The organism is Modicisalibacter coralii (assembly GCF_004117855.1).
GTDB lineage: Bacteria > Pseudomonadota > Gammaproteobacteria > Pseudomonadales > Halomonadaceae > Modicisalibacter > Modicisalibacter coralii.
In genome coordinates, this window is sequence record NZ_QWBW01000051.1 from 1 (window position 1) to 25,417 (window position 25,417).

Genomic DNA, 25,417 nt, shown 5'->3' on the forward strand with positions numbered 1-25,417 from the left:
GAATGCGCCTTGACCACCACCGGGCAGCCGGCGGCGAGTGCCGAGGCGGTGTCGCCGCCGGCCACCGAGAACGCCAGCGGGAAGTTCGAGGCGCCGAACACCGCCACCGGGCCCAGCGCGATATGGCGCTGGCGCAGGTCGGCGCGGGGCATCGGCTGGCGCTCGGGGAGTTCCGGATCGACGCGCACGTCGAGCCACTCGCCGGCGCGCACCACCGAGGCGAACAGCCGCAGCTGGCCGCAGGTGCGGCCGCGCTCGCCCTCGATGCGCGGGATCGCCAGGCCCGACTCGTCGCTGGCGCGCTCGATCAGATCGTTGCCCAGCGCCTCGATCTCGTCGGCGACGGTCTCGAGGAACGTTGCACGTTCCTCGAGCGAGGTCTCGCGGTAGGTGTCGAACGCCGCCCAGGCCAGCTCGCAGGCACGGTCGACCTCCTTGGCGGTGCCGCCGGCATAGACCGGCTCCATGCGCTGGTTGGACGACGGATTGATGGCCTGGATCGGGTCGCTCGATCCGGCGACGGCCTGTTGGCCGATCAGCAGTTTGCCTTCCAGTGTCATGCTTCCTCCCTCGTGCGTGGGGCAATAGGGGCTATTGCCGGTAAGACGCGTAGTTATCGCGTGCTCGACTCAAGTGCTCCAGCATGGCGTCACGGGCCGCTGCGGGGTGTCGCGCCAGGATCGCCTCGAGGATCACGTCATGTTCCTGGCCGACGCGCTCGAGATAATGGCGCGTGGCCTCGACGTCCAGTTCGACATCCAGCAGCTTGGCCCGCGGGATCGCGCCGAGATCGAATTGCTCGTAGAACGTGGCGAAGACCGGGTTGTGGGTCGCCCGGGCAATCGCGAAATGGAACGCGAAATCTTCCTCGCGAGCCTGCGAATCGTGCCGACACGCCGCGACGAATGCCCGATGGGCGGCCTCGAGGCGCCGACGGTCCTCGGCGTCGTGACGCGTCGCGGCCAGGGCGGCCGCCTCGGGTTCGAGGGTCAGGCGCAGCTCCAGGATGTGCAGAATGTCCTCGACGGTCGTCAGGCTGATCCGCTTGGCCGGCAGGGCCTCGACCGGCCGCGAGCGCAGCACGCGAGTGCCGATGCCGCGGCGCGTCTCGACCAGTCCCAGCGACTTGAGATGCGTGATCGCCTCCCGGACCACGGTACGGCTGACGCCGAACATCTCGCAGAGGCCGTTTTCCGGCGGCAGCTTGTCGCCGACCGGGATACGGCCCTCGACGATCAGTGTCTCGAGTTGCCGGGATACCTGGCCGGAAAGGCTGCCGTGCTGCGAGACACGTGACACGCCGAGTTGATTCATTGCTTGCTTCATCGTCCGTCCTGGATGCCGCGAAATACCTCGCTCGTCCCTCACCGGGCCTGTGCCGGCCGCTCGGGATCGAACCGCCAGTTCGCTATCAAGTATTGCATGGCCATGACGCCGTTGCGTCGTGACGCGGCGCTCATGGCCGCCCCCGGCCTCACAGGAACATCATCCAGGTGATGAACCCGGCCATGAACAGACCGACGACCTCGGGCCACAGACCGAACCTGAATTCGTTGACCTCCTCGGGGGAGTCGCTGATGGTCAATTCGTCTTCCTGGCGCGTCAAATCTTGGTTGGACGGTTGCATATCGGCCTCCTCACTGGAACATCAGGTTGGGCAGCCACAGGGCCAACTGCGGGATCAGCAACACCAGCAGCATGCCGATCACCTGGAGCCCGATGAAGGGCAGCACGGCCCGGAAGATATGCTGCAACTCGACGCCCGGCGGCGCCACGCTCTTGAGGAAGAAGCACGCCGGGCCAAAGGGCGGCGACAGGTAGTAGATCTGGATGTTCATGGCGAACAGCACCCCGAACCACACCGGATCATAGCCCAGACCCACCACCACCGGCGCAAAGATCGGCACGGTGATGAAGATGATCGCGATCCACTCGAGAAACGTCCCCAGCACCATGACGATCGCCATCATGATCATGATCACCGCCAGTGGCGGGACGTCCAGGTTCTTCAGGAAATTGCTGAGAAAGCTCACCCCGCCGATCAGATTGTAGATGCCCACAAGGCTGACCGCCCCGAGCACCAGCCAGATGATCGAACCCACGGTCAAGGCGGTCTGACGCATTGCATCGCGGATCATTCGATACGAGAACTGCTTGAGAATCACGGCAATGATCATCGCCCCCACGGCGCCCATCGCCGCCGCCTCGGTGACGGTGGTGATGCCCGAATAGATCATGCCCAGGACCATGCCGATCAACAGGAACGGCAGGATCGCCCCCTTGAGGTACTTCAACCGTTGCCACAACGGCAAGCCCGTTTCGGGAATGTCGTTGATCGGCGCCAGCGCCGGATTCATCTTGCAGCGCACCACGATGTAGGCGATGTAGATGGCGGCAAGGATCATCCCCGGGATCGCCCCGGCGGCGAACAACTTGGTGATCGACACCTGAGCGGCGAGACCGTAGACGATCATCACCACCGAGGGCGGAATCAGTGTGGCCAGGGCACCGGCGGCGCAGATGATGCCGATCGACAGGTTGCGGTCGTAGCCCAGGCGCAGCATCTGTGGCAAGGCAATCAAGCCGAGCATGACGATCTCACCGCCCATGATGCCGCTCATCGCGGCGAGGATCACCGCCACGACACAGGTTTGCACGGCCACCGAGCCGCGTGCGCGCCCACCGAGGATCGACATGCTGTCGAACAGGGCGTGGGCGATACCCGAACGTTCGAGCACGTTGGCCATGAACACGAAAAAGGGCACGGCCACCAGCTCGTACTTTTCCAGGACGTGGTAGACGTTGGACGCCACCAGGAACAGCCCCTTGGGGCCGAAATAGATCAGGGCCGTGCACACCGACACCGACAGCGTGGTCACCCCCAGCGGAATGCCGAAGGCCATCAACGCCAGCAGCGCCAGGACGATCAACAGTGTGACGAGTTCGATACCCATTATTCGTGGCCTCCCCGGGCGTCGGATTGTTCACGGGCCCGGTCTTCGAACCAGTGGACCACGTTGGCCAGGAGCTGGAGCAGATACAGGGCCGCCCCGACCACCAGGGTCGGCTTGAGGTAGGCCGGCAGCAGCGGGTTGAAAGAGCTGCCGCTGCGCTCGGCGCCATGCATGGCCATCATCGCCGGTTCCCAGGCGGCGTAGATCAGGGCGGCCAGGGCGAAGATCGCCACCCCCAGGGACACCAGCTCCATCTTCTTCCACACGTGAGCCGGCACCAGCAGCTCGACCATGGTGATGGCGATATGGCGCTTGCGTTGGGTCACGTAACCGCTGGTCAATACCCACCCCGTGGCGCACAGCGCCATTACCGTCTCGAAGGTCCACTGGGTAGGAGCGTCAAAGATATAGCGCATGACCACCTCGAAGGCGGACAATGCGATGCAGGCAAAGAACAGTACGGCGCAAGCATACCCGATGAAGGCGCTGACTCGATCCATACCCGCCGCCAGTCGGCTGAGTAGTCGCATAGCAGACTCCGGACATGAGAAGGGTCACGGCCGGTCCATGCCGTGACCCGAAGCGGGGACGCGTTAGCCTTGGGTGTTCTCGGTCTTGTCGTCGTTGCCCTGAGACGCCTCGTCCTTCAGCAGGCCGTGCGCCTTCATGTAGGCGACATGCGCATCGAACGCTTCCTGAGCCAGTTCGCTCTTCTGGGCATAGGCCTCCCAGGATTCGCGGGCGATTTCACGGAACTTGTCGCGTTCGGACTGCGGCCAGTCGATGACGGTAATGTCGCCCTTGGCCTTGTCGCGGGCGACCAGCTTTTCGTCCTGCTGATGGACGGCGTCGGCCAGATCATTGAAGGCGTCGTAGAACCACTCGTGCAACGCCTTCTGGTCCGCTTCGCTCAGCGACTCCCAGGTACTCTGGTTGAGCGTGAACTGCTGCGACGACATGCTGTGAATGCCGGGATAGATCGGGTACTTGGCGATGTCGTTGAGACCGGAAGCGTCGTTGTTGACGTAGGCCGATGCATCGGCGGCATCCACCACGCCCTGCTGCAGCGAGGTATAGACCTCGGAGAAGGGAATGTTGACCGGCGTCGCCCCGGCCCGCTTGAAGACGTCGGCCGCCAGGCCCTCCGGCGAGCGGATCTTCACCCCCTTGAGGTCGTCGACACCACGGATCGGCACGGCGGCGACCAGCGCCTCGCGCTTGTAGGGGCCACAGCCGACGACATGCACCTTGTCACCGACTTCGGCGTCGATCGCCTTCTGCAGGACGGCCTCGCCGCCCCCGTTCTTGCAGAAATCGAGGAACTGGGAAGGCTTGTCGTAACCGGCAATCAGGTCGCCCATCAGTGCAAAGACCGGGTCCTTGCCGCTGAAGTAGGACGGCGCGGTCAGGTCGCCATCCAGCAGCCCCATGGCGACGGCGTCCATGGTTTCCTTGTAGGGCACGACACTGCCGGTAGGCATCAGGTTGAGCGTGACATCGCCGCCCGTGGCTTCCTCGACCTTGGGAACCCAGTTGTCCTGCAGGTACTGATAGGCGTAGTCGCCGGAGTTGAAAGAGGTCTGGACCCGCAGTTCCTTCGCCTGGACGGCAGTCGCCGCCAGCATCGCGGTCGAAGCCAGGGAGATGGAATAAACCAGCGTGCGCATCTTCATGTTGTTTACCCTTGTCGCTGTTGTCGTGTTCAACATCGTTGCATGCCGCCCCTCGGAGCGGTCTCAGAAGCGGGGAGACTTGCCGGTCCAGTGCGGATCGTACTTCTGCATCTCCTTCACATCGTTGCGCGAACGGATGCCGCACTCCTGATAGTTGCGAGCCAGCACCGCGAGGGATTCACGGTCCAGCTCGACGCCCAGGCCCGGGGCATCCGGAACACGGACGCTACCGTTCTCGAACGCGATCTTGCCGCCGACGATGACCTCTTCCTCCTGCCACGGATAATGCGTGTCGCAGGCATAGGTCAGGTTATCGATCGCCGCCGCGGCATGCGTCATGGCCATGAGGCTGATGCCCAGATGCGAGTTGGAGTGCATCGACAGCCCCAGCCCCCAGGTCTCGCAGATACGGGCGAGATCGCGCGTGGCCTGGAGCCCGCCCCAGTAGTGATGATCGGAAAGGATGACGTCCACCGACTGACGGCGAATCGCTTCGGGAAAATCGAAGAAACCGATCACGCACATGTTGGTCGCCAGCGGCATCCTGGCGGTCTCGTGGACCTTGCCCATGCCCGCCTTGCCCGGTGTCGGGTCCTCGAGGTACTGCAGCAGGCCGTCCATCGCCGGCATCAGACGCTCGGTCGTCTCGACCGTCCACCCGCCGTTGGGGTCGATACGCAGCGGATGATCGGGAAACGCCTCCTTGAGGGCCCGGACCGCGGCGAGTTCCTCCTCGGGTTCGAAGACCCCGCCCTTGAGCTTGATCGACTGGAATCCGTATTCGTCGATCATCTGGCGTGCCTCGCGCACCACGGCTTCCGGCGTGATCACTTCGCCCCACTTGTCGACCCAGCCGTCATCGAGGGACTTGTGCTCGCCGTACTTGTAGAACAGGTAGGCGCTGAACGGCACCGCATCGCGGACCTTGCCACCCAGTAGATCGCAGACGCTACGACCGGTCAGCTTGCCCATCAGGTCGAGAAACGCGACCTCGAACGCCGCAAAGATACGCGGCAGGGTGGTCGCCTTGTTGGTCCCCGGGGCCAGTTCGAGTCCGGTCTCGTCGGGGTCCTCTCCCCCCACGGCCTCGTCGACGATCGCCTTGAGCGTGTTGAGCTGAAAGACATCGAGTCCTTCCAGCTTCGGCGCCACCTTGTTGAGCTCTGACAGCGTCTGCTCGTCGCCATAGGACTCGGAGAGACCGTACTGGCCATCCTCGGTGATCACTTCGATGATCGAACGCAGCGCCCAGGGCTCGTGGATGCCGCTGACGTTGAGCAGGGGCGGATCCCGAAAGGCGATGGGCGTGATGACGACCGACTTGATACGCGACATGACGTACTCCCTCGTGGGCATTCGTTACAGGGTTTCAGCGCGTTCTACGAGCGCCTTGAGCGTGTTTCGCTCGTCGGCGGTGGGCATCACGAGCGGTGCGCGCACCGCTCCTGCCGGCTTGCCGATCAGCGCCGCGCCCGCCTTGATCAGGCTGACGGCATAGCCCTTCTTGTTGTCGCGCAGGTTGATGAAGGGAATGAAGAACTCGTTGGTGATCGTCTTGACCGTCGCGGTATCGCCCTGTCGCAGGGCCTTGTAGAACTTGCTCGCCATCGCCGGCACGAAGTTGAAGACCGCCGAGGAGTAGGTGTTCACGCCGATCGACAGGTAGGCTTCGGCGAAGATCTCGGCCGTCGGCACCCCGCCCACGTAGACCAGCCGGTCACCGACCGTCTTGACGATCTTGTTGAGGGCCTGGATGTCGCCCTTGCCGTCCTTGAGACCGATCAGGTTGGGACAGGCATCGGCGAGCCGTTGCACCGAGTCCGCCTCGAGCACCCCGTTGCCGCGGTTGTAGTAGACGACGTTGATCGAGGTCGACTCGCAGATCGCCCGGGCGTACGCCACCAGGCCTTCCTGCGGGCACTCGGTCAGATACGGCGGCATCAGTAGGATGCCATCCGCCCCGGCCTCCTCCGCCGCCTGGGCGTAAGCCTTGCCGGCGCCGACGCTGAGACCGGCGCTGGCGATGATCGGCAGCTTGCCGCCCACCGTCTCCACGGCCACGGTGACGATCTCGCGGAATTCGTCGAGCGTCAGGTTGAAGAACTCCCCGGTACCACCGGCCACGAAGATGGCGGAGATGTCATGGCCGACGAACCACTCCAGACGCTTGCGGTAGCTGTCGCGGTCGAAACGCCCCTGGTCATCGAAATCGGTCACGGGGAAGGAAAGCAGGCCATCACCGATCGCCTCGATGACTTCGTTTCTGGAAAAATTCACGGATCGTTCCTCTTGCCCGGCTCGGGTGTTTGAGACAACTGGTTCGCATGACAGGCAATCGCTGGGGGTCGCCATCACCAGATGTCATACATCATACAAGTTAGAAATCTAGGAGCCCGGCAGAAGTATGACAACCTAGACCATGGTCTATGCGCCCAAGGTCAAAGGTGGTCCAGAAGCGCTCTCGCGCTGGAAATGACAGGCCCCGAGGCTCGATGCACGAGTTCCGGGGCCGAGCGACAAAGCAACCGGGCCGAATGCCGGCTCAGGCGAGATCGCCGGGATGGCGGAAGGCGACGAGATCGGCGCAACCCGCCGCCCAGACCTCGGCTTCAAGGGCGGCGATGGCCGCGGTGGGCATCGGCAGCGAACTCCGGCGATCGCCCTCCACCAGGCGCCCGGTCAGCTCGCCGACCAGCGGCATGTGGCTGACCAGCAACGTCGGTGTCGCCGCGGCCTCGACCTGCAGCCAGTCGATCACCGACGCCACCGGATCGTCGGGGGTGATCGAGGCGAGCGTTTCCACGTCCTTGCCGAGCGATTCGGCGACGATCCCGGCGGTCTGCTGGGCGCGTCGATAGGGGCTGGCAACGATCCGCAGCGCCCGGCGTTGCGCCTCGCTCAACGACCCGGCGAGCCAGCCCGCCATGCGTCGCGCCTCGCCCCTGCCGTGCTCGGTGAGTTGGCGAAGATGATCGGGCCGTCCCGGCGCCGCCTCACCGTGGCGCATGATCCAGATCGTCGCCGTCATGATTCCTCCTCGCGCCGCTTGGCCTCGACCACGTCCGCGCGGGCCAGGGTGAATTCCACGTCGCTGCTCTGCTCGTTGCGCATCAGCAGGGTGGCCATCTGGCGGGCCGGCACCTGATTGAACAGGACCTGGTAGAGTCCCTCGCAGAGCGGCATGTAGACACCCTCCTCGCGCGACTTCTCGCGGACCAGGCTGACGGTGTTGACCCCCTCGGCGACCTGCCCCAGCGCCTCGACTGCCTCGTCGAGCGAACGCCCTTCGCCGAGCGCGAAACCCACCCGATAGTTGCGCGAATGCTGCGACGAGCAGGTGACGATCAGATCGCCCACCCCGGCCAGCCCCAGGAAGGTCATCGGATTGGCCCCCTGAGAGACGGCGAAACGGCTCATCTCGGCCAACGCCCGGGTCATCAGCATGCTGCGGGTGTTCTCGCCCATGCCCAGCGCCGCGGCCATGCCGGCGGCGATGGCATAGATGTTCTTGAGTGCCCCGCCGAGCTCCACCCCGTAGCGATCGTTGCTGGCGTAGACCCGGAAATAATCGCAGCCCAGAGCGTTCTGCACCTTGGCCCGGGTCAGCGCGTCGTCGCTGGCGATGACCGTGGCGGTGAGCTGCTTCTCGGCGATCTCCGCGGCCAGGTTGGGCCCCGACAGCACGCCGATGTGGGCAAAGCCGGTCTCCTCCTCGAGGATCTGGCTCATCAGCTTGAACCCATCGGCCTGGATGCCCTTGGTGGTGCTCACCAGGATCTGTTCGGGGTGCAGGAAGGCACGGGCCTGGCGCACCACCGTGAGGAAGGCCTTGGAGGGGATCGCCACGAACACCAGCTCGGCGTCCTCGAGTACCGTCTCGAGATCATCGGACGCCTCGACGGCGGGATTGATGACGAAGTCGGGCAGATAGCGCGGGTTGCGATGCTCGCGGTTGATCGTCGCCGCCAGCTCGGGATCGCGCAGCCATTGGCGCACCCGCGCCCCGTTATCGGCGGCGATGCTGGTCAGCGCGGTCCCGAAGCTGCCGCCGCCCAGTACCGCGACCTTCAAGCGATCATCGGACATCCTCGACCTCTGGCTGGGGTGTGATGCAGGCATTGTAACGAAAAAACGCCCCGTGTCGGGGCGTCTCGAGATCGACGATGGCGCCGGCCCGTTGCCGGACCGACGCGCTGGCTGGCGGGATCGATCAGTCGATCAGCGGAATCAGCGAATCGATGCTCGAACGGGCATCGCCGTAGAGCATGCGCGTGTTCTCCTTGAAGAACAGCGGATTCTCGATGCCCGAGTAGCCGGTACCCTGCCCGCGCTTGCAGACGAACACCTGCTTGGACTCCCAGACCCTGAGCACCGGCATGCCGGCGATCGGGCTGTTGGGGTCCTCCTGGGCGGCCGGATTGACGATATCGTTGGAGCCGATGACGATCACCACGTCGGTCTCGGCGAAGTCGTCGTTGATCTCGTCCATCTCCATCACGATGTCGTAGGGAACCCGGGCCTCGGCAAGCAGCACGTTCATGTGGCCCGGCAGGCGTCCCGCCACCGGGTGGATGCCGAACCGCACTTCCTTGCCGGCGGCGCGCAGCTTGCGGGTCAGATCGCTGACCGCATTCTGCGCCTGGGCGACCGCCATGCCGTAGCCGGGCACGATGATCACGCTGTCGGCATCGTTGAGCGCGCTGGCCACGCCGCCCACGTCGGTGGCCACCATCTCGCCCTCGATCTCCGCGGCCGGCCCCTTGCTGCCGCCGAAGCCCCCCAGGATCACGCTGACGAAGTTGCGGTTCATCGCCTTGCACATGATGTAGGAGAGGATCGCCCCGGACGAACCGACCAGCGCGCCGGTGACGATCAACAGATCGTTGGAGAGCGTGAAACCGATCGCCGCCGCGGCCCAGCCGGAGTAGCTGTTGAGCATCGACACCACCACCGGCATGTCGGCGCCGCCGATGCCCATGATCAGGTGGTAACCGATGAAGAAGGCCAGCAGCGCGATCAGCAGCAGCGTCCAGAAACCCGCGCCGTTCAGATAGGCGATCGCCAGCAACAGGGAAAGGATCGCCGCCCCGGCGTTGAGCGCGTGCCCGCCCGGCAGCTTGTGCGGCTTGCCGTCGACCTTGCCGGCCAGCTTGCCGAATGCCACCACCGAGCCGGTGAAGGTCACCGCGCCGATGAACACGCCCAGCACGGCCTCGACCTGCAGGAAGGTCAGCTCGGCCGGCGTCTTGTGCGCCAGCAGCGCGGCGAAGGCGGAGAATCCCTCGGTGCTGCGCTCGGCGATCTGGGCGGCCAGCACCCGGCGGCGCTCCAGATCGGCGTTGAAGCCGATGAACACCGCCGCCAGACCGACGAAGCTGTGCAGCGCCGCCACCAGCTGCGGCATCTCGGTCATGGCGACCTTCCTGGCCACGTAGGTGCCGATCACCGCGCCGATCAGCATCATCGGCAGCATCCACCAGTAGCCGCCGATGTTCGGCCCCAGCGCGGTGAACACCACCGCCACGGCCATGCCGACGATGCCGTACCACACCGCCCGCTTGGCCTTTTCCTGGTTGCTCAGCCCCCCCAGCGAAAGGATGAACAGTACACTCGCCGCGATCGCCGCGGCAGAAACGAACTCGTGTCCCAACATGTCGTGTCTCCGCGGTTCAGGACTTCTGGAACATGGCCAGCATCCGGCGTGTCACCAGGAAGCCGCCCACGATGTTGATCGATGCGATCAGCACGGAAATGCCCGCCAGCAGGCCGACCAGCCAACTGCCGGAGCCGATCTGCAACAGCGCGCCGAGGATGACGATCCCGGAAATGGCATTGGTCACCGCCATCAACGGCGTGTGCAGTGAATGGCTGACGTTCCAGATCACCTGGAAACCCACGAAGCATGACAGGGCGAAGACGATGAAGTGCTGCATGAACGACGCCGGGGCCACCAATCCGAGCAGCCACATCAGCACCCCGCCGACGGCGAGCATGGTGACCTGACGCTTGGTCTGGGCGACGAAGGCGGCGTGTTCGGCGGCCTTCTTCTCCTCCGCCGTCGGTTCCTTCTCTTTCGCCTTGGGCTTGGCGGCACCGATCGCCTTGACCTTGGGCGGCGGCGGCGGGAAGGTGATCTCGCCCTGGTGGGTCGCCGTGGCCCCGCGTATCACGTCGTCCTCCATGTCGTGGACGAGCGTGCCATCCTTCTCCGGCGTGAGATCGGTGAGCATGTGCCGGACGTTGGTGGCGTAGAGCAGCGACGCCTGGGTGGCCATCCGCGACGGGAAGTCGGTGTAGCCGACGACGATCACGCCGTTGTCGGTGACGATGCGCTCGTCGGGCACGGTCGCCTCGCAGTTGCCGCCCTTCTCCGCGGCCAGATCGACGATCACCGAACCCGGTCGCATCGCCTCGACCATGTCCTGGAGCCACAGCTTGGGCGCCGGCTTGCCGGGGATCAGCGCGGTGGTGATGACGATGTCCACCTCGGGCGCCTGCTCGCGGAACAGCGCCAGCTGCTTCTCGCGGAACTCGGGGCTCGAGGGCTTGGCGTAGCCGCCGCTTTCGGAGCCGTCCTCGCTGTCCTCGAAGTCGAGGAACAGGAATTCCGCCCCCATCGACTCGATCTGTTCGGCAACCTCGGGGCGCACGTCGAAGGCACGCACCACGGCACCCAGGCTGGTTGCCGTGCCGATCGCGGCGAGCCCCGCCACCCCGGCGCCGACGATCAGTACCTTGGCCGGCGGCACCTTGCCCGCGGCGGTGACCTGACCGGTGAAGAAACGCCCGAACTGGTTGCCCGCCTCGATCACCGCCCGGTAGCCGGCGATATTGGCCGTGCTCGACAGGGCGTCCATCTTCTGGGCACGGGAGATGCGCGGCACCATGTCCATGGCGATGACCGTGGCGCCCCGGGCCTTGCAGCGCTCGAGCATCTCCTCGTTCTGGGCCGGCCAGAAGAACGAGATCAGGGTCTGCCCCTCGTGCAGGCGGTCGGCTTCCTCCTCGGAGGGCTCGCGCACCTTGATCACCACGTCGGCCGTCTCCCAGAGCGCCTCGGCGCTCTCGACGACCTCGACGCCGGCCTCGCGATAGGCGGCATCGTCGAAGCCGGCGGCGCTGCCCGCGCCGGCTTCGATGAGGCACTCGTGACCCAGCTTCTGGATATGACTGGCGCTCTCCGGCGTCAGCGCGACACGCGCCTCGCCCCGGGCACGCTCCTTGGGTGCACCGATCTTCATGACACGCTTCCCTCCCCTGGACGGTGGTCACCTTCCCGAACGGCAATGACCTGCTTGGCCGAGTGCAGTCTGGCGACCGGACCCGGCTCCCTCGAAAGTCGAACGTCGAGCATCAGTTGCGACTCCTTGCTGGTTGGCATTTTTCTGGCGCCCTCCCCGTTAGCGACAGCGAAAGGTACGACCCGATGGTCGTAAAGCCCTCGTCTCATCGACAATCTGGAGAGCGACGAATCGTGGTCAAGCGACGCATGGTCCCCCAGTCTTTTGGCAAACGCGGCAAAGATCAATATCCGACCCCAAAAAAACCATCATAATCATCGACTTATGCCATGCATAAAGCAGCACTTATGCTCAAACCCAGAATTAAATATCTGTTTTTATAGAGAAAATTGGAAATATCAAACCTGTGGTTTCGATTATGAATGGCATAAGTAATCGGTTATTCCTGCTGGCACGCCGCGGCAATCGTGACGCCGATCCCTGACTTCGGCCTCCGGCAAGCCGGGTCGAATTCGCCGCGATTCCTCAAAAAAGACGGATCACGTCATGCGTGCTGAGCACGTTTCCGCAATGCGCATCGAGCAGGACCATGCCGAACTCATGTACCGCTTCGGCACTCCAGTGGGTGCCGTGACGGTCGGTCAATTCGAAGTCGGCACAGGCGTCCTCGACGATCGTCACCGCGAAGTCCAGACAGGCCGCGTGGGTGGCCGTGGCATTCACCGCCCGCGAGGTGGCCACACCCGCCACGACCAGACGCGAGACACCGTGACGGCGCAGCCAGGTTTCCAGGCCGGTACCCACGAAGGCGCTCTCGACGTACTTGGTGACGATGCGCTCCCCCTCATGGGGCATCACGCAGGGCTTGAAGGCGGCACCGGCGTTGCCGGGATACAGCGGCGAGGCATGCAACCGGGCATGGTGACGAACATGGGTCACCAGGCCATCGCCACCCCGCCAGCAGGCCAGCAATTCGCTGAGATGATCTTCCAGGGCAGGATTGTTGCGCCGCCCCCAGTAGGCCGTGTCGTCGATCCCCCGCTGCACGTCGATCAACACCAGCGCCGTTCCCCCGTCGCGGGCATCGGCGGGACGCAAGTGGGCTGCACCATGGGAAAAGGGCATCGCGCGGGCTCCTGAAGCGAACGCATGTCCACTCAGCATAGGTGTCCGCGCAAGGATTCGCTTGCCACGCTCGGCCAATCGACATAGCGACGGAAACACGCCCCCGCCGCGGCGGACCGCGACGGGGGCGTACCGCGGACTGCCGATCAGACGGTGTCGTCGCGGCGATGACGCTCGATCAGCGAATCGTTGCTGCGCAGCAGCCCGAGCAGCACGTCCTGATAGTCGTGGCGGGTGGCATAGCCCTCGAGCGCGCCGACCAGGGACTCGGCGGTGACCTCCCGCCCCTTGGCGATCAGCCGGGCGCGCAACTGACGCAGGCCGGCGTAGGCCTGGTGCGTGTTGAGGTTGCGCAGGTAGCTGCGCACGGCGTCCTGAACGCTGGCGAAGACCTGGTAACCGCGCCCGCTGCCCCGCTGTTCGAGCCCGCAATCGGCGCTGAAACAGCGCATGCCGAAGAGATTGTTGCCCTGACGGGCAAACCGCGAGGTGCCCCACCCCGACTCCTCGACCGCCTGGACCACCACCAGCGCCACCGGCACCGGGGCGACCCGGGTCAGCAGCGTCGCATCGGGCTTGCCGCGACACTCGACGTCGTAGGCGCGGCACAGGTCGTTCAAGGCGGCTCGCTGACTCTCGCCTTGCGGCCCGCCCTGGGCCTCGAGCCCGGCGAGGAAGGCCCGCTGCTCGGCAATCCGGGCATTCTCGGCCTCGACGATGGGCACCACCAGCTCGAGAAACGCCTGCTTGCGCGCCGGCCCCGCCGGATAGCTGCGCAGGTCGGGAAGTTCGGTGATCAGGGTCTCCTCGAAAGCGGCGGCGGAGCCAGGCGAGAGCGACGTTTCGCTCGGGGCTGCCATCTTGTCGCTCGAGGCTGCGGTCGGGAGGGGTCTCGTTTCCGATGCCGGCTCGGCGTGAGCCATCATGGGAAAGGAAGCAACGCCGATACCGAGACACATCATCAAGGCTAGCGGGGATGTGACTCGCGGACGTCGCCGGAAGGGACGACATCGACGCATGACGATGATTCTCCAGAGGAAAACAGTCACCAGCCGCTCCGAGAGCCGCTGGACCCGTTTGCTGCATCGCCGTATAAAACGACAAAACCCGCCGGCCAGTCAAGGCCGACGGGTTAGCGATGGCTCACAGGCCGAGACCGTTCAGGCGGTCAGCAGCCCGTTGAGACGCTTGACGTAGGCCGCCGGGTCGTCGAGGTGACCGCCCTCGGCGATGATCGCCTGATCCAGCAGGATGTGCGCCAGATCGGCAAAGCCCTCGCCGTCGGTCGCCTCGAGACGCGACACCAGGCGGTGCTCGGGATTGAGTTCGAGGATCGGCTTGACCTCGGGCATCGGCTGGCCGGCGGCTTCCATGATGCGCCGCATCTGGAAGCCCATCTCGTGCTCGGAGAGCACCACGCAGGCCGGCGAATCGGTCAGGCGATGGGTCACGCGAACTTCCTGGACGCTGTCGCCCAGGGCGTCCTTGACGCGCTTGACCAGATCTTCCTTGGCCTTGGCGGTCTCTTCCTGGGCTTGCTTCTCTTCCTCGCCCTCGATGTCGCCGAGATCGAGATCGCCCTTGGCGATATCGACGAAGGCCTTGCCGTCGTACTCGGTGAGATGGCTCATCAGCCACTCGTCGATGCGATCGTGGAGCAGCAGCACCTCGACGCCCTTCTTGCGGAAGATCTCCAGATGCGGGCTGTTCTTGGCCGCATTGAAACCGTCGGCGACGATGTAGTAGATCTTCTGCTGGCCTTCCTTCATGCGCGAGACATAGTCGGCCAGCGACTGATCCTGCACCGCGGTATCGGTATGGGTGGTCGAGAAGCGCAGCAGCTCGCTGATCTTGTCGCGATTGGCGTAGTCTTCCGCCGGGCCTTCCTTGAGCACGCTGCCGAAGGCGTTCCAGAACGTCTGGTAGGCGTCCTTGTCCTTGGCCAGTTTCTTGAGCATGTCCAGCGCGCGCTTGGTCAGCGCCGACTTCATCTTGTCGACCTGCGGGTCCTTCTGCAGCAGCTCGCGGGAGACGTTGAGCGACAGGTCCTTGGTGTCGACGATGCCCTTGACGAAGCGCAGGTAGAGCGGCAGGAACTGCTCGGCATCTTCCATGATGAACACGCGCTGCACGTACAGGCGCACTCCCCGGGCGCCGTCGCGCTCGTAGAGATCGAACGGCGCGCGCTCCGGTACATAGAGCAGGCTGGTGTACTCGAGCTTGCCCTCGACCTTGTTGTGGCTCCAGGTCAACGGGTCGCTGAAGTCATGGGCGATATGCTTGTAGAACGCCTTGTACTCGTCGTCGTCGATCTCGCTCTTGGGCCGCACCCACAGCGCCTGGGCCTCGTTGACGGTCTCCCAGGTGGTGACCTCGCTGCCCTCGATCTCGTTGCCGTCGTCGTCCTTGGCGGTCTCGGTCTTGGGCATGCGCACCGGCACGTCGATGTGATCCGAGTACTTGCGCACCAGGTTGCGCAGCCGGAAGTCATCGGCGAATTCCCGGGCGTCTTCCTTGAGATGCAGGACGATCTCGGTGCCGCGTTGCGGCTTGTCGACGTCGGCGACGGTGAACTCGCCCTCGCCGCGCGAACGCCACTCGACACCGCTGTCGTTGCCGGCGCGACGGGTGCGCACGGTGACCTCGTCGGCGACGATGAAGGCGGAATAGAAGCCCACCCCGAACTGACCGATCAGCTTGGCATCCTTCTGCTGCTCGCCGGAGAGCTGCTTGAGGAATTCCGCCGTCCCGCTCTTGGCGATGGTCCCCAGATTGGCGACCACATCGTCGCGGGTCATGCCGATGCCGTTGTCGCGCACGGTGACGGTGCCGGCTTCGGCGTCATGCTCGATCTCGATGCGCAGGTCGCTGTCGCCTTCGTAGAGGGCATCGTTGTCGAGCGCCTGGTAGCGCAGCTTGTCGGCGGCATCCGCGGCGTTGGAAATCAGCTCGCGCAGGAAGATCTCCCGGTTGGAATACAGGGAGTGGATCATCAGATGCAGCAGCTGCTTGACCTCGGTCTGAAAACCCAGCGTCTCTTCATGGGTGGCGGTGGTCATGGTGTCGGGCCCCTCATGGTGTTGAAAACGGTACGCCCGGGATATGGGGTTTCCGGTCGGCTTTTCAAGCACCTGGCGTCATCGGCAAGGCTCTCCCCCTCACCCCGCCGGGGGCGGGTCGCTCAGCAGGAAATGCATGCGCGCCGTGGCCACCGGCTTCGCCGGGTCGTCCTGCCAGGCGAGAGCACGGACGTTGGCCAGACGCCGGCCCTCGCGGACCAGCAGGCACTCGGCTCGGGTCGCTACCGGAGCGGCACTGCGCAGATAATCGATGGAGAAGTCGATGATCTTGGGCAGTCGCGTACTGCGCGCCTCGCGCATCAGCGCCAGGGTGCCGGCGGTTTCCAGAAACGCCGCCACCACGCCGCCGTGCAATGCCGGCACCAGGGGATTGCCGATGTTGTGCGGATGCGGTGCCAGGACGAACTGCAGCGTGTCGTCCACTGCCTCGACCGTGATGCCGAGATGCCTCGCATAGGGGATGTCGTCGACCAGCGCCTGCAGGTCGTCGTCCTGACGAAGGCGCCGGAACCAGTCGTCACGATTCATCGGTGCCCTCCCCGGCGAACAGGGCCTCGGCCAGCCCCGCCGGCGTGTTGCGTTCGCCGAGACGCACGAAGTTGGCCGTGCAGCGGGCCACCGGTCGCGCCGCGTCCTGCCACAGGCGGCCTTCGGTGAAGACCACCGAGTCGGTGATGTGCACGACCCGCGCCGCGCCGAACAGGTCCTCGCCGGCGACGGCCGGACGCAGATGGTCGATGCGCAGGTCGAGGGTCGGACACACCTCCGGCCGCGGCAGACCGCACAGCACGCTGGCCCCGCACAGGGTATCGAGGGTCATGCTCAGCACGCCGCCATGGATCAGGCCGCGCACCGGGTCGCCCAGCAGCACCGGCTGCCAGGGCAGGCGCACGCGCACCTCGGGTGGCTCGACGGCCTCGACCGTCAATCCCAGGTCGCGGGTGTGCGGCACGGCGGTCACGAAGCGCGCGATGGCGCGCTGCCAGTCGACGTCCGAGGTGGGTCCGGCCATCGTTCAAACCCTCGTTTGAATTCAGCACTAACGATAGCTCGTCGAAGGGCGTCGGACCATCCGACGTTTGGACCGGAACCGGGCTCTCAGCGGTCGTCGGGCGGGCGCCGGTAAGGCAGATCGACGCCCTTCCAGCGGCGATAGTCGGTGAGCGCCGCGTCGACGCGGGTGAGCAGCCAGCCGACGATCACCACGTCGTCGACCACCCCGATCAGCAGCAGGAAGTCGGGAATCAGATCGAGCGGCGACACCAGATAGACGACCGCCAACGCCATCCAGCCGAAGGCCGGCCACGGCACCGGACGATAGCGGCCGCGCATCACGTCGGCACACATCGGGGCGAACAAGCGCATGGCGCGCCCGATGTGCGACAGCGCCCGGCCGCGTTTTTTCAGCCGGGCGGCGATGTTCCATCCCTTGAAGGCGCCCATGTGCTCTCCTGTCGTCGTCGTGCGACACTACTCAAGATCGCACGTATCGGCGAGGATGAAGCAGATCGCAACCGATAGGCAAGCACCGAGGAGGAGCCGTCGATGCCCCTTCGAGTTCCCCGTCATGGACTCGCCCTGCTGAGCGCGCTGATGATCAGCCTGCCGGCTTCCGCCGCCGCCGACGAGACCGATGATCGCGCCCTGCGCGACGCCCTGAACGCCGCGCGCCACCACCAATGGAACCGGATCGACGAATCGGCCATCGAAGGACACGTCCTCGCCGGTTACGTCGAGTACCATCGCCTGCGTACCCGCCTGCCCGATGTGTCGCCGGACGAGATCAACGCCTATCTGGCCCGCAATGCCGGGTCACCGCTGGCCGCCTGGATGCGCGGCCTCGCCGAAGTGGCCTACGGCAAGGCGGGCCGCCTCGACGACCTGCTGGCGGTCAGCGACGGCGAACCCAGCGGGACGATCCGCCAGTGTTACTACTACACCGCCCTGCTCGACCGCGCCCCCGACGAGGCGGCCGAGGGCGGCCGCGCCCTGTGGCTCACCGGCCATTCACAGCCCGGCGAATGCGACACGCTCTTCGATACGCTGCGGCGCCGCGGCGAGATCGCCGGTCCCCAGATATGGCAGCGCCTGCTGCTCGCCTGGGAGAACGGCGAGAGCGGCCTGATGGCCTACCTGGAGCGCCAGCTGCCCGCCGACTGGGGCCAGGCCGAGGCCGCCCTGGAGCGGCTGCGCAAGGATTACGCGGCGATCACCCGGGTGCCTCGCGACGTCGGGCCCCAGGGCGCCAGCGGGCCGCTGTTCGCCGCGGCGATGCATCAGTTCACCCGCGCCGATACCGAAGCGGCACTGGAGGCATGGCGCAAGGTCGGATCGCACCTGACCCTCGACGACGATCGCCGCCACGCCGTCGAGAAGGACCTGGCGTTCTACTCGATGGTCCGCGAGATCCCCAACAACCGGGGCTGGGTCGATGACGTACTGCCCCGGCTGAACGATCCCGACCTCTACGAACTGCGCGTGCGCCGCGCGCTGGCCGAGCGCGACTGGCAGGGGGTGATCGACTGGGTCCATCGAATGCCCGATGACCCACGCCAGGACGCCCGCTGGCAGTACTGGCTGGGTCGGGCCCTGGCCGAACTGGGCGACTCGCAGACCGCCCGCAAGGCCTACGCCGCCGCGGCCGACCAGCGCAACTTCTTCGGTTTCGCCGCCGCCGACCGGCTCGGCCAGCCCTACGATCTCAACCGGGCACAGGCCACGTTCAACGACGCCTACCGCCAGGAGGTCGCCAACTGGCCGGTGGTCCAGCGCACCGAAGCGCTGATGCGCATCGGCGAGCCGGGGCTGGCCCGCAGCGAGTGGTATTACGCCTCGCGCAAGGCCGATGCCCCCGAGGCGCAGGCGCTGGCCGACTATGCGCTGCGCCGGGGCTGGTACGCGATGGTCGTCCAGACCACCATTCTCTCGCAGCAGTGGGACGCCCTCGACTGGCGCTTCCCGCCCGCCTATCGCGAGAGCTTCCAGCGCTGGGCCAAGCAGGCCGACGTCGACCCGTACCTGCTGATGGGGATCGCCCGCCGCGAGAGTGCCTTCAATCCGCAGGCCCGCTCGCCGGTGGGCGCCCGGGGCCTGATGCAACTGATGCCGGCCACCGCGCGCCACATCAGTCAACGTCACGGCTTCGACGCCCCCGATACCGAGCAACTGTATACCCCGGAGACCAACATCAAGCTGGGCAGCCAGTACATCCGCGAGATGCTCGATCGCTACAGCGGCAATCGGCTCGCCGCGGTGGCCGCCTACAACGCCGGGCCGGGCCGCGTGGATCGCTGGCTGCGCGACGCGCCGCAGGCCTTCGACCTGTTCGTCGAGAGCATTCCCTATCACGAGACCCGTCAGTACGTGCAGGCCGTACTCGCCTACCGGGTGATCTTCGAAAGCCTCGCCAAGGGGGGCGACACCCGCAACGTCGCCCTGCTTGATGCCGCGGAGCGCCAGCCCCGCTACGATGCCTCGCTGCTGGCCCGCAACTGAGGCGCGACATCGCCACGCAAAAGAACGGGGGCGGCCATTTGGCCGCCCCCGTTTTTGTCACTTCAGCGTCTCAGAAGCCGCGCTGCTTGTAGCGCTGCGCCTTGCGGCTCGTCTGCGGGCGCCGGCGCCCGTAGCTGCCATTGGCGATCTTGCCGCGACGGCTGCGCTTGTCTCCTTGAGCCATGTTCACCTCCTGGCTATCGGCACATGTCATGTCGAATCGTCAGTGTGGTGAACACGCGCCCGCAGGGTCAAGCCTGCGTCGTTCAGGCCCGCGAGCGACGCGGCAGCGGGTCATCGCCGCTGCTGCGCCGACGTGCCGGGCGCTCCGGGGCACCGCGATCCTCGGCGATCTCCAGGGGGCGACCGGCGACGCGGGCGCGCGCCATCTTGGCGAGAATCGACGTCGGCAGGCTGCTCGGCAGCTCGACCACCGAAAAGGCATTGCGGATGTCGATGCGACCGATACGCCCGCCCTCGATACCGCCTTCGTTGGCCAGCGCGCCGACCAGTTGGCCGGGCTTGACGCCATCCTTGTGGCCCACCGACACCCGATAGCGGGTCATGCCCTCGGAGGGGCCGCTGTCGCGGCGGCGCGGCGGCTTGCCGTCGCGCGGCGCGGCCTTGCGCTCGCCCGGCTTGGGCAGACGCCCGATGGGGGCCTCGTCGCCACGTGCCAGCGCCGCGAAGACGCAGGCCAGCTCGAGCGGATCGTGGCCCTCGGCGACCAGGCGCTCGATCAGTGCGCGCTGCTCGTCGGCACCGGCGGTCAGCGCCGCCAGCGCACGCTCGCGGAAACGCTCGTCGCGATGGGCGCGGATCGCCGCTTCGTCGGGCAGTTCGGTGTCGGCCATGGTCTGGCCGGTGGCCTGCTCGAGCCAACGCACCTTGCGGGTCTCGCGAACGCCGGCGAAGGTGATCGCCACCCCCGAGCGACCGGCACGGCCGGTGCGGCCGATACGATGCGTGTAGGCTTCGCTGTCCTGCGGCAGGTCATAGTTGACCACGTGCGTGATACGCGGCACGTCGAGGCCACGCGCCGCCACGTCGGTGGCGACCAGCACGTCGATCTTGCCCTTCTTGAGCCGCGCCACGGTACGCTCGCGCAGGCTCTGGTCGAGATCCCCCGACAGCGCCGCGGCATTGATGCCGCGTGCGGAGAGCTGCTCGACCAGCGTGGTGCAGGCGGCACGCGTCCGCACGAAGACGATCGCCGCATCCACCGGCTCGACCTCGAGGATACGCGACAACGCTTCCAGCTTGGCGGCACCGTCGACGCGCACCAGACGCTGCTCGATGCTTTCGGCGGTGCCCGCGCGAGCCTCGATGGCCACCTTGACCGGATCGACCAGATAACGGTTGACGATGCGTTCGATCTCCGCCGGCAGCGTCGCCGAGAAGAAGACCCGCTGGGCGTCGCTGGGGGTATCGGCGACCACGCGCTGGACGTCGTCGATGAAGCCCATGCGCAGCATCTCGTCGGCCTCGTCGAGGACCAGCGCCGACAGTCCTTCGAGCTTGAGGCTGCCGCGATCGAGGTGATCGATCACCCGGCCGGGGGTGCCGACGATGATCTGCGCGCCGCGCTTCAGGGCGCCAAGCTGTTCACGGTAGTCCTGGCCGCCGCACAGGCTGGCGACTTCCAGACCGGACAGGTTCTGGCCGTACTTGCCGAACGATACGGCGACCTGCTGGGCCAGTTCACGGGTAGGCGCGAGCACCAGTACCTGGGGCTCGCGACGACCGAGGTCGAGGCGGCTGAGCAGCGGCAGGGCGAAAGCGGCGGTCTTGCCGGTTCCGGTCTGGGCCTGGCCCAGCATGTCCCGCCCTTCCAGCAGGGCCGGGATGGTCTGCGCCTGAATCGGCGAGGGTGTTTCGTAGCCCAGCGTCTCGAGAGCGGAGAGAACGGCAGGCACGAGTGCCAGGTCGCCGAAGCTCGGCGAGGCAACAGAAGTCGAGGTCATATCACACCTTGAATGGCCGGCATCGATGCCGGCGGAAAATGTCGTGGTGCCTTGCCGCTTCCGCTTGCCTGACGCCTGAGGCGGGCAACTTGACATGGCACCGGGTCGCGCTCGGCCGAACGACGCTATCGTCCGGCCCGCTCCTGCGTCCTGTCCGCTTGACGACCGCCATTGCGGGTGTACCGGCTGGCGGACAGTGTGGCGACCTCATCGATGCCGAACCGCTGGGCAGCGGCGGCATTCCATCAATGCACCCAGGCACGAAATCGTCGACTCTTCAACGAGCCGTCGGTGCGCCTTGCGAGAGAACGTCCCCAGCCGTCGTGGCTGCATTCGGGGAATCATTCAACAGGATGGTGGGGTCAACACATGCGAGGAAATGGCATACTACCATCGTCGAGGGCCACTTGCCTACGCTTTTTCCATTTCGTTCAGTCAATCGCCGGCCCAGCGAACGGAGCCGGCCATTTCTTGGGGAACCGCATGCCGAATCTCTGGGTCGATGCCGATGCCTGTCCACGCGCCGCACGCGACATCCTGATCCGCGCCGCCGAACGCACCGCCACACCGACCTGGCTGGTCGCCAACCATACCCTGCCGCTGCCCCCCTCGCGCTGGGTCAAGGGGCTATCCGTCGCCAGCGGCTTCGATGCCGCCGACCACGAGATCGTCCGCCGTATCGCGCCGGGCGACCTGCTCGTCACCGCCGACCTGCCGCTGGCCATGGAGGCACTCGACAAGGGCGCCAGCGTGATGACCAACCGCGGCGAGTCGCTGACCGCGGACAACATCCGCGCCCGGGTACAGATGCGGGATTTCATGGAAACCCTGCGCGCCAGCGGCGAGCATACCGGCGGCCCCAAGAGTTACTCGGACGTCGACCGCCGCGAATTCGCCAATGCCCTGGACCGATGGCTGGCCAAGAATCGCTGATCCGGCGTTTCGCATCTGCAGGCAGATGCGGCTGACAAGGTTTGGCATGGAAACCCTGCGCGCCAGCGGCGAGCATACCGGCGGCCCCAAGAGTTACTCGGACGTCGACCGCCGCGAATTCGCCAATGCCCTGGACCGATGGCTGGCCAAGAATCGCTGATCCGGCGTTGCGCATCTGCAGGCAGATGCGGCTGACAAGGTTTGGCATGGAACCCCTGCGCGCCAGCGGCGAGCATACCGGCGGCCCCAAGAGTTACTCGGACGTCGACCGCCGCGAATTCGCCAATGCCCTGGACCGGTGGCTGGCCAAGAATCGCTGACCCGGCGTTGCGCATCTGCAGGCAGATGCGCCTGACAAGGTTAGGCATGGAAACCCTGCGCGCCAGCGGCGAGCATACCGGCGGCCCCAAGAGTTACTCGGACGTCGACCGCCGCGAATTCGCCAATGCCCTGGACCGATGGCTGGCCAAGCAGAAATAAGAAGGAAGAAGGAAGAAGGAAGAAAAGCCAATGTGCCCCCTTCTTCCTGGCACGAAACGCCGATCTTCTCTCTTCCAGGCGCGGAGCGCCGTTCTTGCCTCTTCCGGCTCGGCGTCAGTGCTTCTCGCGCACGCCGCGCCCCGGCAGGCGCTCGCGGTCGTGCGGCCGGTCGAGTTCGAGTAGCGGCCCCTTGGGAACGATGCGAGTCGGGTTGATGGTGTCGTGGCTGTAGTAGTAGTGGCGCTTGATGTGCCCCAGGTCGACCGTCTCGGCGATGCCCGGCCATTGATACAGCTCGCGCAGGTAGTTGGACAGGTTCGGATAGTCCTCGATCCGCCGCAGATTGCACTTGAAGTGGCCATGATAGACCGCGTCGAAGCGCACCAGCGTGGTGAACAGGCGGATGTCGGCCTCGGTGAGCCACTCGCCGGCTAGGTAGCGCTGCTCGGCGAGCCGGGCCTCCATGCGATCCAGGGCCTCGAACAGCGCCGTGACGTGCTTCTCGTAGACGGCCTGCTCGGTGGCGAACCCTGACTTGTAGACGCCGTTGTTGATGTGGTCGTAGACATCGGCGTTGACCGCATCGATGGTCTCGCGCAGATCCGCCGGATAGAAGTCCAGGTGGTTGCCGGTGAGATGATCGAAGGCGTCGTTGAACATCCGCACCAGGTCCGCGGACTCGTTGCTGACGATGCGCCGCTCGCGCTTGTCCCACAGCGCCGGCACCGTGACCCGGCCGGTATAATGCGGGTCGGTCAGGGTATAGAGCTGGTAATGGTAATCGACGCCGTTGACCGCATCGCCGCTCGAGCCTTCGCTGGTGTCGTAGGTCCAGCCGTTGCCCAGCATCAGCGGGCTGGTATGCGAGACCCCGATCAAGGGTTCGAGCTGCTTGAGCTTGCGCAGGATCAGGGTACGGTGCGCCCAGGGGCAGGCCAGCGAGACGTAGAGATGGAAGCGATCCCCGGCCGCCTCGACGCCGGGCTGGCCATCGGGACCGGGCCCGCCGTCGCGGGTGACCCAATCGCGCAACTTGGCGGATTCCCGCACGAACTCCCCGCCGTGGGACTCGGTGTCGTACCACTGGTCGTGCCAGCGTCCGTCGATCAACAGGCCCATGATGTCGCCTCCTCGTGTCTACGATGATGTCGAGACTCAGGATAAATCGATTTCATCGACGTTGCCGCGCAATGTTTGCCCATCTTCATTCGATATAATCGAACTTCGGCAGGCCAATACCGCCCGATGCAAGGCCCGGGCCATGGCATGTGTCGCCGGACCGGCACGATCGCGATCCTGGAAGATCAACTGCATGGGCACCTCGCGCTCGCCGCCGGCCGCCAGGGGCAACGGCACCAGGCGGCCTGCATCGAGGGCTTCGCGAATGCGCGTTTCCGGCAGCCAGGCGAATCCCAACCCGCGCTCCAGCATGTCCTGCGAGGTGGCCAGATGGCTCACCGTCCAGCGCTGCTCGGCCTTCAGCCAGCCGGCGTCCATCGACTGGCGCAGCGCCGAGTCGCGCACGACCAATTGCCGATGCCGAGTCAGGTCGCGCAGATCCAGTTCACGGCCGAGCCTGTGCAGAGGATGCGAGGGATGGGCCACGGCGATGAAACGCAGCGTCACCAGCGGCTCGCCGAGGAAGCCCTGCGCGGCGAGCCCGGAGATCACCAGATCGGCCCGCCGGTCGTAGAGCATCTCGACCCCGCCGTTGAGTACCGTCTCGTGCAGCTGCACGCGCACGTGCGGATAGTCGTCGGAAAACTGCTGGAGCGCTTCGGCAAGGGCATCGGGGGGAAATATCTGGTCGACCGCCAGCGCCACCTCGGCCTCCAGCCCGGTCGCCAGACTCGCCGCCACGTCCTCGATCGCCGCGGCGTTCTCGATCAATTGCCGGGCCCGACGCAGCAGCATCTCGCCGGCCTCGGTGAGCCTGACCTGTCGGCCCACCGGCTCGAGCAGCGCCACACCGAGCTGCGCCTCCAGCTTGTGGACGGCATGATTGAGGGTCGAAGGGCTCTTGTGCACGACCTCGGCGGCACGGGCAAAACCGCCTTGGTCGATGACGGCCGCCAGCATCTGCCATTGGGCCAGGGTGACGCGTGACATTTCGTTTTCCTCGAAAGGTATCGGCAAAACTATGCGCTTAACCTTCGAAAAAATCGTCCTACAATCGAAATCAGTCAAGTCACGATCAGGAGTTTCGCCATGTCCGCTCGTACCATCGAACGCCTCGTCACCAGTCATCCCAGCCAGGACGGCGACGGCGTCAAGATCTCGCGTATTCACGATTTCGGCGGCGGGCTCGACCCGTTCCTGATGCTCGACGAGCTGGGCTCCGACCAGCCGGACGACTACATCGGCGGCTTTCCGCCGCACCCGCATCGCGGCATCGAGACCTTGACCTATGTTATCCACGGCGGGCTCACTCATGAGGATCACCTCGGTCATCGCAGCACCATCGGCGCCGGC

26 protein-coding genes and 2 pseudogenes are annotated in these 25,417 nt (G+C 65.7%); 6 read left to right on the plus strand and 22 right to left on the minus strand.

The features are described 5' to 3' along the window. The 18 genes from D0901_RS20160 to D0901_RS20240 form a co-directional block, all read right to left on the minus strand. The coding region (locus D0901_RS20160) for an aldehyde dehydrogenase family protein (RefSeq protein ID WP_129142093.1) at positions 1-560 on the minus strand (560 nt) is incomplete at its 3' end. A 31-nt stretch (positions 561-591) separates the two neighbouring features. Further along, positions 592-1,326 carry a FadR/GntR family transcriptional regulator gene (locus D0901_RS20165; protein WP_233440479.1) on the minus strand — a complete coding sequence of 245 codons (735 nt, stop codon included), beginning with the start codon at positions 1,324-1,326 and terminating at the stop codon, positions 592-594. Between the two features lie 148 nt (positions 1,327-1,474). Beyond that, positions 1,475-1,627, minus strand: coding sequence for a hypothetical protein (locus D0901_RS21010; RefSeq protein WP_162500930.1), 153 nt, complete (start codon positions 1,625-1,627; stop codon positions 1,475-1,477). A 10-nt stretch (positions 1,628-1,637) separates the two neighbouring features. After that, positions 1,638-2,954, minus strand: coding sequence for a TRAP transporter large permease (locus D0901_RS20170; protein WP_129142094.1), 1,317 nt, complete (start codon positions 2,952-2,954; stop codon positions 1,638-1,640). After that, positions 2,954-3,484, minus strand: a complete 531-nt coding sequence (locus tag D0901_RS20175) for a TRAP transporter small permease subunit (protein ID WP_129142095.1) — start codon at positions 3,482-3,484, stop codon at positions 2,954-2,956. The genes D0901_RS20170 and D0901_RS20175 overlap by 1 nt, the downstream gene beginning before the upstream one ends. Before the next feature lie 63 nt (positions 3,485-3,547). Then, positions 3,548-4,627, minus strand: a complete 1,080-nt coding sequence (locus tag D0901_RS20180; RefSeq protein WP_129142096.1) for a TRAP transporter substrate-binding protein — start codon at positions 4,625-4,627, stop codon at positions 3,548-3,550. 63 nt (positions 4,628-4,690) lie between these two features. Continuing rightward, positions 4,691-5,962: a glucarate dehydratase family protein gene (locus tag D0901_RS20185; RefSeq protein ID WP_203234922.1), complete on the minus strand. Its 1,272-nt coding sequence runs from the start codon at positions 5,960-5,962 to the stop codon at positions 4,691-4,693. A 24-nt stretch (positions 5,963-5,986) separates the two neighbouring features. Continuing rightward, on the minus strand, positions 5,987-6,904 hold the full coding sequence (kdgD, locus tag D0901_RS20190) for a 5-dehydro-4-deoxyglucarate dehydratase (protein WP_129142098.1): 918 nt from the start codon (positions 6,902-6,904) through the stop codon (positions 5,987-5,989). Between the two features lie 265 nt (positions 6,905-7,169). Beyond that, entirely contained in the window at positions 7,170-7,655 is a 486-nt protein-coding gene (gene sixA, locus D0901_RS20195) for a phosphohistidine phosphatase SixA (protein WP_129142099.1), read from the minus strand. Next, positions 7,652-8,713, minus strand: a complete 1,062-nt coding sequence (locus D0901_RS20200; protein ID WP_129142100.1) for an NAD(P)H-dependent glycerol-3-phosphate dehydrogenase — start codon at positions 8,711-8,713, stop codon at positions 7,652-7,654. Before D0901_RS20200 ends, sixA begins: the two co-directional genes overlap by 4 nt. Before the next feature lie 124 nt (positions 8,714-8,837). Further along, the gene (locus D0901_RS20205; protein ID WP_129142101.1) at positions 8,838-10,280 is read right to left on the minus strand and encodes an NAD(P)(+) transhydrogenase (Re/Si-specific) subunit beta; all 1,443 of its coding nucleotides are present in this window, start codon (positions 10,278-10,280) and stop codon (positions 8,838-8,840) included. Between the two features lie 16 nt (positions 10,281-10,296). Continuing rightward, positions 10,297-11,868 carry a Re/Si-specific NAD(P)(+) transhydrogenase subunit alpha gene (locus D0901_RS20210; protein ID WP_129142102.1) on the minus strand — a complete coding sequence of 524 codons (1,572 nt, stop codon included), beginning with the start codon at positions 11,866-11,868 and terminating at the stop codon, positions 10,297-10,299. 525 nt (positions 11,869-12,393) lie between these two features. Then, on the minus strand, positions 12,394-12,993 hold the full coding sequence (locus D0901_RS20215) for an isochorismatase family protein (RefSeq protein ID WP_162500931.1): 600 nt from the start codon (positions 12,991-12,993) through the stop codon (positions 12,394-12,396). Between the two features lie 146 nt (positions 12,994-13,139). Further along, positions 13,140-13,853 carry a glucosaminidase domain-containing protein gene (locus tag D0901_RS20220; RefSeq protein WP_129142104.1) on the minus strand — a complete coding sequence of 238 codons (714 nt, stop codon included), beginning with the start codon at positions 13,851-13,853 and terminating at the stop codon, positions 13,140-13,142. A gap of 300 nt (positions 13,854-14,153) precedes the next feature. Next, the gene (gene htpG / locus D0901_RS20225) at positions 14,154-16,052 is read right to left on the minus strand and encodes a molecular chaperone HtpG (protein WP_129142105.1); all 1,899 of its coding nucleotides are present in this window, start codon (positions 16,050-16,052) and stop codon (positions 14,154-14,156) included. Between the two features lie 99 nt (positions 16,053-16,151). Next, positions 16,152-16,601 (minus strand): PaaI family thioesterase, encoded by a 450-nt coding sequence (locus D0901_RS20230; RefSeq protein WP_129142106.1) that lies wholly within the window; start codon positions 16,599-16,601, stop codon positions 16,152-16,154. Then, positions 16,591-17,085, minus strand: coding sequence for a PaaI family thioesterase (locus D0901_RS20235; RefSeq protein WP_129142107.1), 495 nt, complete (start codon positions 17,083-17,085; stop codon positions 16,591-16,593). Before D0901_RS20235 ends, D0901_RS20230 begins: the two co-directional genes overlap by 11 nt. Positions 17,086-17,171: 86 nt before the next feature. Continuing rightward, entirely contained in the window at positions 17,172-17,516 is a 345-nt protein-coding gene (locus D0901_RS20240) for a YkvA family protein (protein ID WP_129142108.1), read from the minus strand. 102 nt (positions 17,517-17,618) lie between these two features. Between D0901_RS20240 and D0901_RS20245 the strand changes: the two genes are divergently transcribed. Next, complete coding sequence (locus D0901_RS20245; RefSeq protein WP_129142109.1) at positions 17,619-19,568, plus strand: transglycosylase SLT domain-containing protein; 1,950 nt, start codon at positions 17,619-17,621, stop codon at positions 19,566-19,568. Between the two features lie 70 nt (positions 19,569-19,638). On the opposite strand, the gene D0901_RS20250 is transcribed toward D0901_RS20245, so the two are convergent. Together D0901_RS20250 and D0901_RS20255 are read right to left on the minus strand one after the other, a co-directional pair. Beyond that, positions 19,639-19,752 (minus strand): 30S ribosomal protein THX, encoded by a 114-nt coding sequence (locus D0901_RS20250; RefSeq protein ID WP_129142110.1) that lies wholly within the window; start codon positions 19,750-19,752, stop codon positions 19,639-19,641. A gap of 82 nt (positions 19,753-19,834) precedes the next feature. Then, positions 19,835-21,532 (minus strand): DEAD/DEAH box helicase, encoded by a 1,698-nt coding sequence (locus D0901_RS20255; protein ID WP_129142111.1) that lies wholly within the window; start codon positions 21,530-21,532, stop codon positions 19,835-19,837. A gap of 483 nt (positions 21,533-22,015) precedes the next feature. On the opposite strand from D0901_RS20255, the gene D0901_RS20260 reads away from it, so the two are divergent. The 4 genes and pseudogenes from D0901_RS20260 to D0901_RS20275 form a co-directional block, all read left to right on the plus strand. Then, positions 22,016-22,465 (plus strand): YaiI/YqxD family protein, encoded by a 450-nt coding sequence (locus tag D0901_RS20260; RefSeq protein WP_129142112.1) that lies wholly within the window; start codon positions 22,016-22,018, stop codon positions 22,463-22,465. A 46-nt stretch (positions 22,466-22,511) separates the two neighbouring features. Continuing rightward, positions 22,512-22,625 (plus strand): annotated as a pseudogene (locus tag D0901_RS20265) (DUF188 domain-containing protein); the annotation flags it as partial. Between the two features lie 46 nt (positions 22,626-22,671). Further along, a complete protein-coding gene (locus D0901_RS20270) occupies positions 22,672-22,785 on the plus strand; it encodes a DUF188 domain-containing protein (protein ID WP_482194154.1) in 114 nt (37 codons plus the stop codon). A 19-nt stretch (positions 22,786-22,804) separates the two neighbouring features. Beyond that, positions 22,805-22,945, plus strand: a pseudogene (locus D0901_RS20275) (DUF188 domain-containing protein); the annotation flags it as partial. A gap of 114 nt (positions 22,946-23,059) precedes the next feature. Here D0901_RS20275 and D0901_RS20280 read toward each other — a convergent pair. Beyond that, positions 23,060-24,064, minus strand: coding sequence for a glutathione S-transferase family protein (locus D0901_RS20280; protein ID WP_129142114.1), 1,005 nt, complete (start codon positions 24,062-24,064; stop codon positions 23,060-23,062). A gap of 36 nt (positions 24,065-24,100) precedes the next feature. After that, the gene (locus D0901_RS20285) at positions 24,101-25,054 is read right to left on the minus strand and encodes a LysR family transcriptional regulator (RefSeq protein ID WP_129142115.1); all 954 of its coding nucleotides are present in this window, start codon (positions 25,052-25,054) and stop codon (positions 24,101-24,103) included. Positions 25,055-25,153: 99 nt separating this feature from the next. Here D0901_RS20285 and D0901_RS20290 point away from each other — a divergent pair. Next, a partial coding sequence (locus tag D0901_RS20290) for a pirin family protein (protein WP_203234923.1) occupies positions 25,154-25,417 on the plus strand: 264 nt, incomplete at its 3' end.

What these genes read in the sequence shown, in the direction of transcription:
- D0901_RS20285 (WP_129142115.1), bottom strand. Translation starts at nt 25,054, where the DNA reads ATGTCACGCGTCACCCTGGCCCAATGGCAGATGCTGGCGGCCGTCATC.
- D0901_RS20255 (WP_129142111.1), bottom strand. Translation starts at nt 21,532, where the DNA reads ATGACCTCGACTTCTGTTGCCTCGCCGAGCTTCGGCGACCTGGCACTC.
- D0901_RS20180 (WP_129142096.1), bottom strand. Translation starts at nt 4,627, where the DNA reads ATGAAGATGCGCACGCTGGTTTATTCCATCTCCCTGGCTTCGACCGCG.
- D0901_RS20245 (WP_129142109.1), top strand. Translation starts at nt 17,619, where the DNA reads ATGCCCCTTCGAGTTCCCCGTCATGGACTCGCCCTGCTGAGCGCGCTG.
- D0901_RS20215 (WP_162500931.1), bottom strand. Translation starts at nt 12,993, where the DNA reads ATGCCCTTTTCCCATGGTGCAGCCCACTTGCGTCCCGCCGATGCCCGC.
- D0901_RS20165 (WP_233440479.1), bottom strand. Translation starts at nt 1,326, where the DNA reads ATGAAGCAAGCAATGAATCAACTCGGCGTGTCACGTGTCTCGCAGCAC.
- D0901_RS21010 (WP_162500930.1), bottom strand. Translation starts at nt 1,627, where the DNA reads ATGCAACCGTCCAACCAAGATTTGACGCGCCAGGAAGACGAATTGACC.
- D0901_RS20270 (WP_482194154.1), top strand. Translation starts at nt 22,672, where the DNA reads ATGGAACCCCTGCGCGCCAGCGGCGAGCATACCGGCGGCCCCAAGAGT.
- D0901_RS20185 (WP_203234922.1), bottom strand. Translation starts at nt 5,962, where the DNA reads ATGTCGCGTATCAAGTCGGTCGTCATCACGCCCATCGCCTTTCGGGAT.
- D0901_RS20175 (WP_129142095.1), bottom strand. Translation starts at nt 3,484, where the DNA reads ATGCGACTACTCAGCCGACTGGCGGCGGGTATGGATCGAGTCAGCGCC.
- D0901_RS20235 (WP_129142107.1), bottom strand. Translation starts at nt 17,085, where the DNA reads ATGGCCGGACCCACCTCGGACGTCGACTGGCAGCGCGCCATCGCGCGC.
- D0901_RS20205 (WP_129142101.1), bottom strand. Translation starts at nt 10,280, where the DNA reads ATGTTGGGACACGAGTTCGTTTCTGCCGCGGCGATCGCGGCGAGTGTA.
- D0901_RS20240 (WP_129142108.1), bottom strand. Translation starts at nt 17,516, where the DNA reads ATGGGCGCCTTCAAGGGATGGAACATCGCCGCCCGGCTGAAAAAACGC.
- D0901_RS20230 (WP_129142106.1), bottom strand. Translation starts at nt 16,601, where the DNA reads ATGAATCGTGACGACTGGTTCCGGCGCCTTCGTCAGGACGACGACCTG.
- D0901_RS20260 (WP_129142112.1), top strand. Translation starts at nt 22,016, where the DNA reads ATGCCGAATCTCTGGGTCGATGCCGATGCCTGTCCACGCGCCGCACGC.
- htpG (WP_129142105.1), bottom strand. Translation starts at nt 16,052, where the DNA reads ATGACCACCGCCACCCATGAAGAGACGCTGGGTTTTCAGACCGAGGTC.
- D0901_RS20250 (WP_129142110.1), bottom strand. Translation starts at nt 19,752, where the DNA reads ATGGCTCAAGGAGACAAGCGCAGCCGTCGCGGCAAGATCGCCAATGGC.
- D0901_RS20280 (WP_129142114.1), bottom strand. Translation starts at nt 24,064, where the DNA reads ATGGGCCTGTTGATCGACGGACGCTGGCACGACCAGTGGTACGACACC.
- D0901_RS20170 (WP_129142094.1), bottom strand. Translation starts at nt 2,954, where the DNA reads ATGGGTATCGAACTCGTCACACTGTTGATCGTCCTGGCGCTGCTGGCG.
- D0901_RS20220 (WP_129142104.1), bottom strand. Translation starts at nt 13,853, where the DNA reads ATGGCAGCCCCGAGCGAAACGTCGCTCTCGCCTGGCTCCGCCGCCGCT.
- D0901_RS20200 (WP_129142100.1), bottom strand. Translation starts at nt 8,713, where the DNA reads ATGTCCGATGATCGCTTGAAGGTCGCGGTACTGGGCGGCGGCAGCTTC.
- D0901_RS20210 (WP_129142102.1), bottom strand. Translation starts at nt 11,868, where the DNA reads ATGAAGATCGGTGCACCCAAGGAGCGTGCCCGGGGCGAGGCGCGTGTC.
- sixA (WP_129142099.1), bottom strand. Translation starts at nt 7,655, where the DNA reads ATGACGGCGACGATCTGGATCATGCGCCACGGTGAGGCGGCGCCGGGA.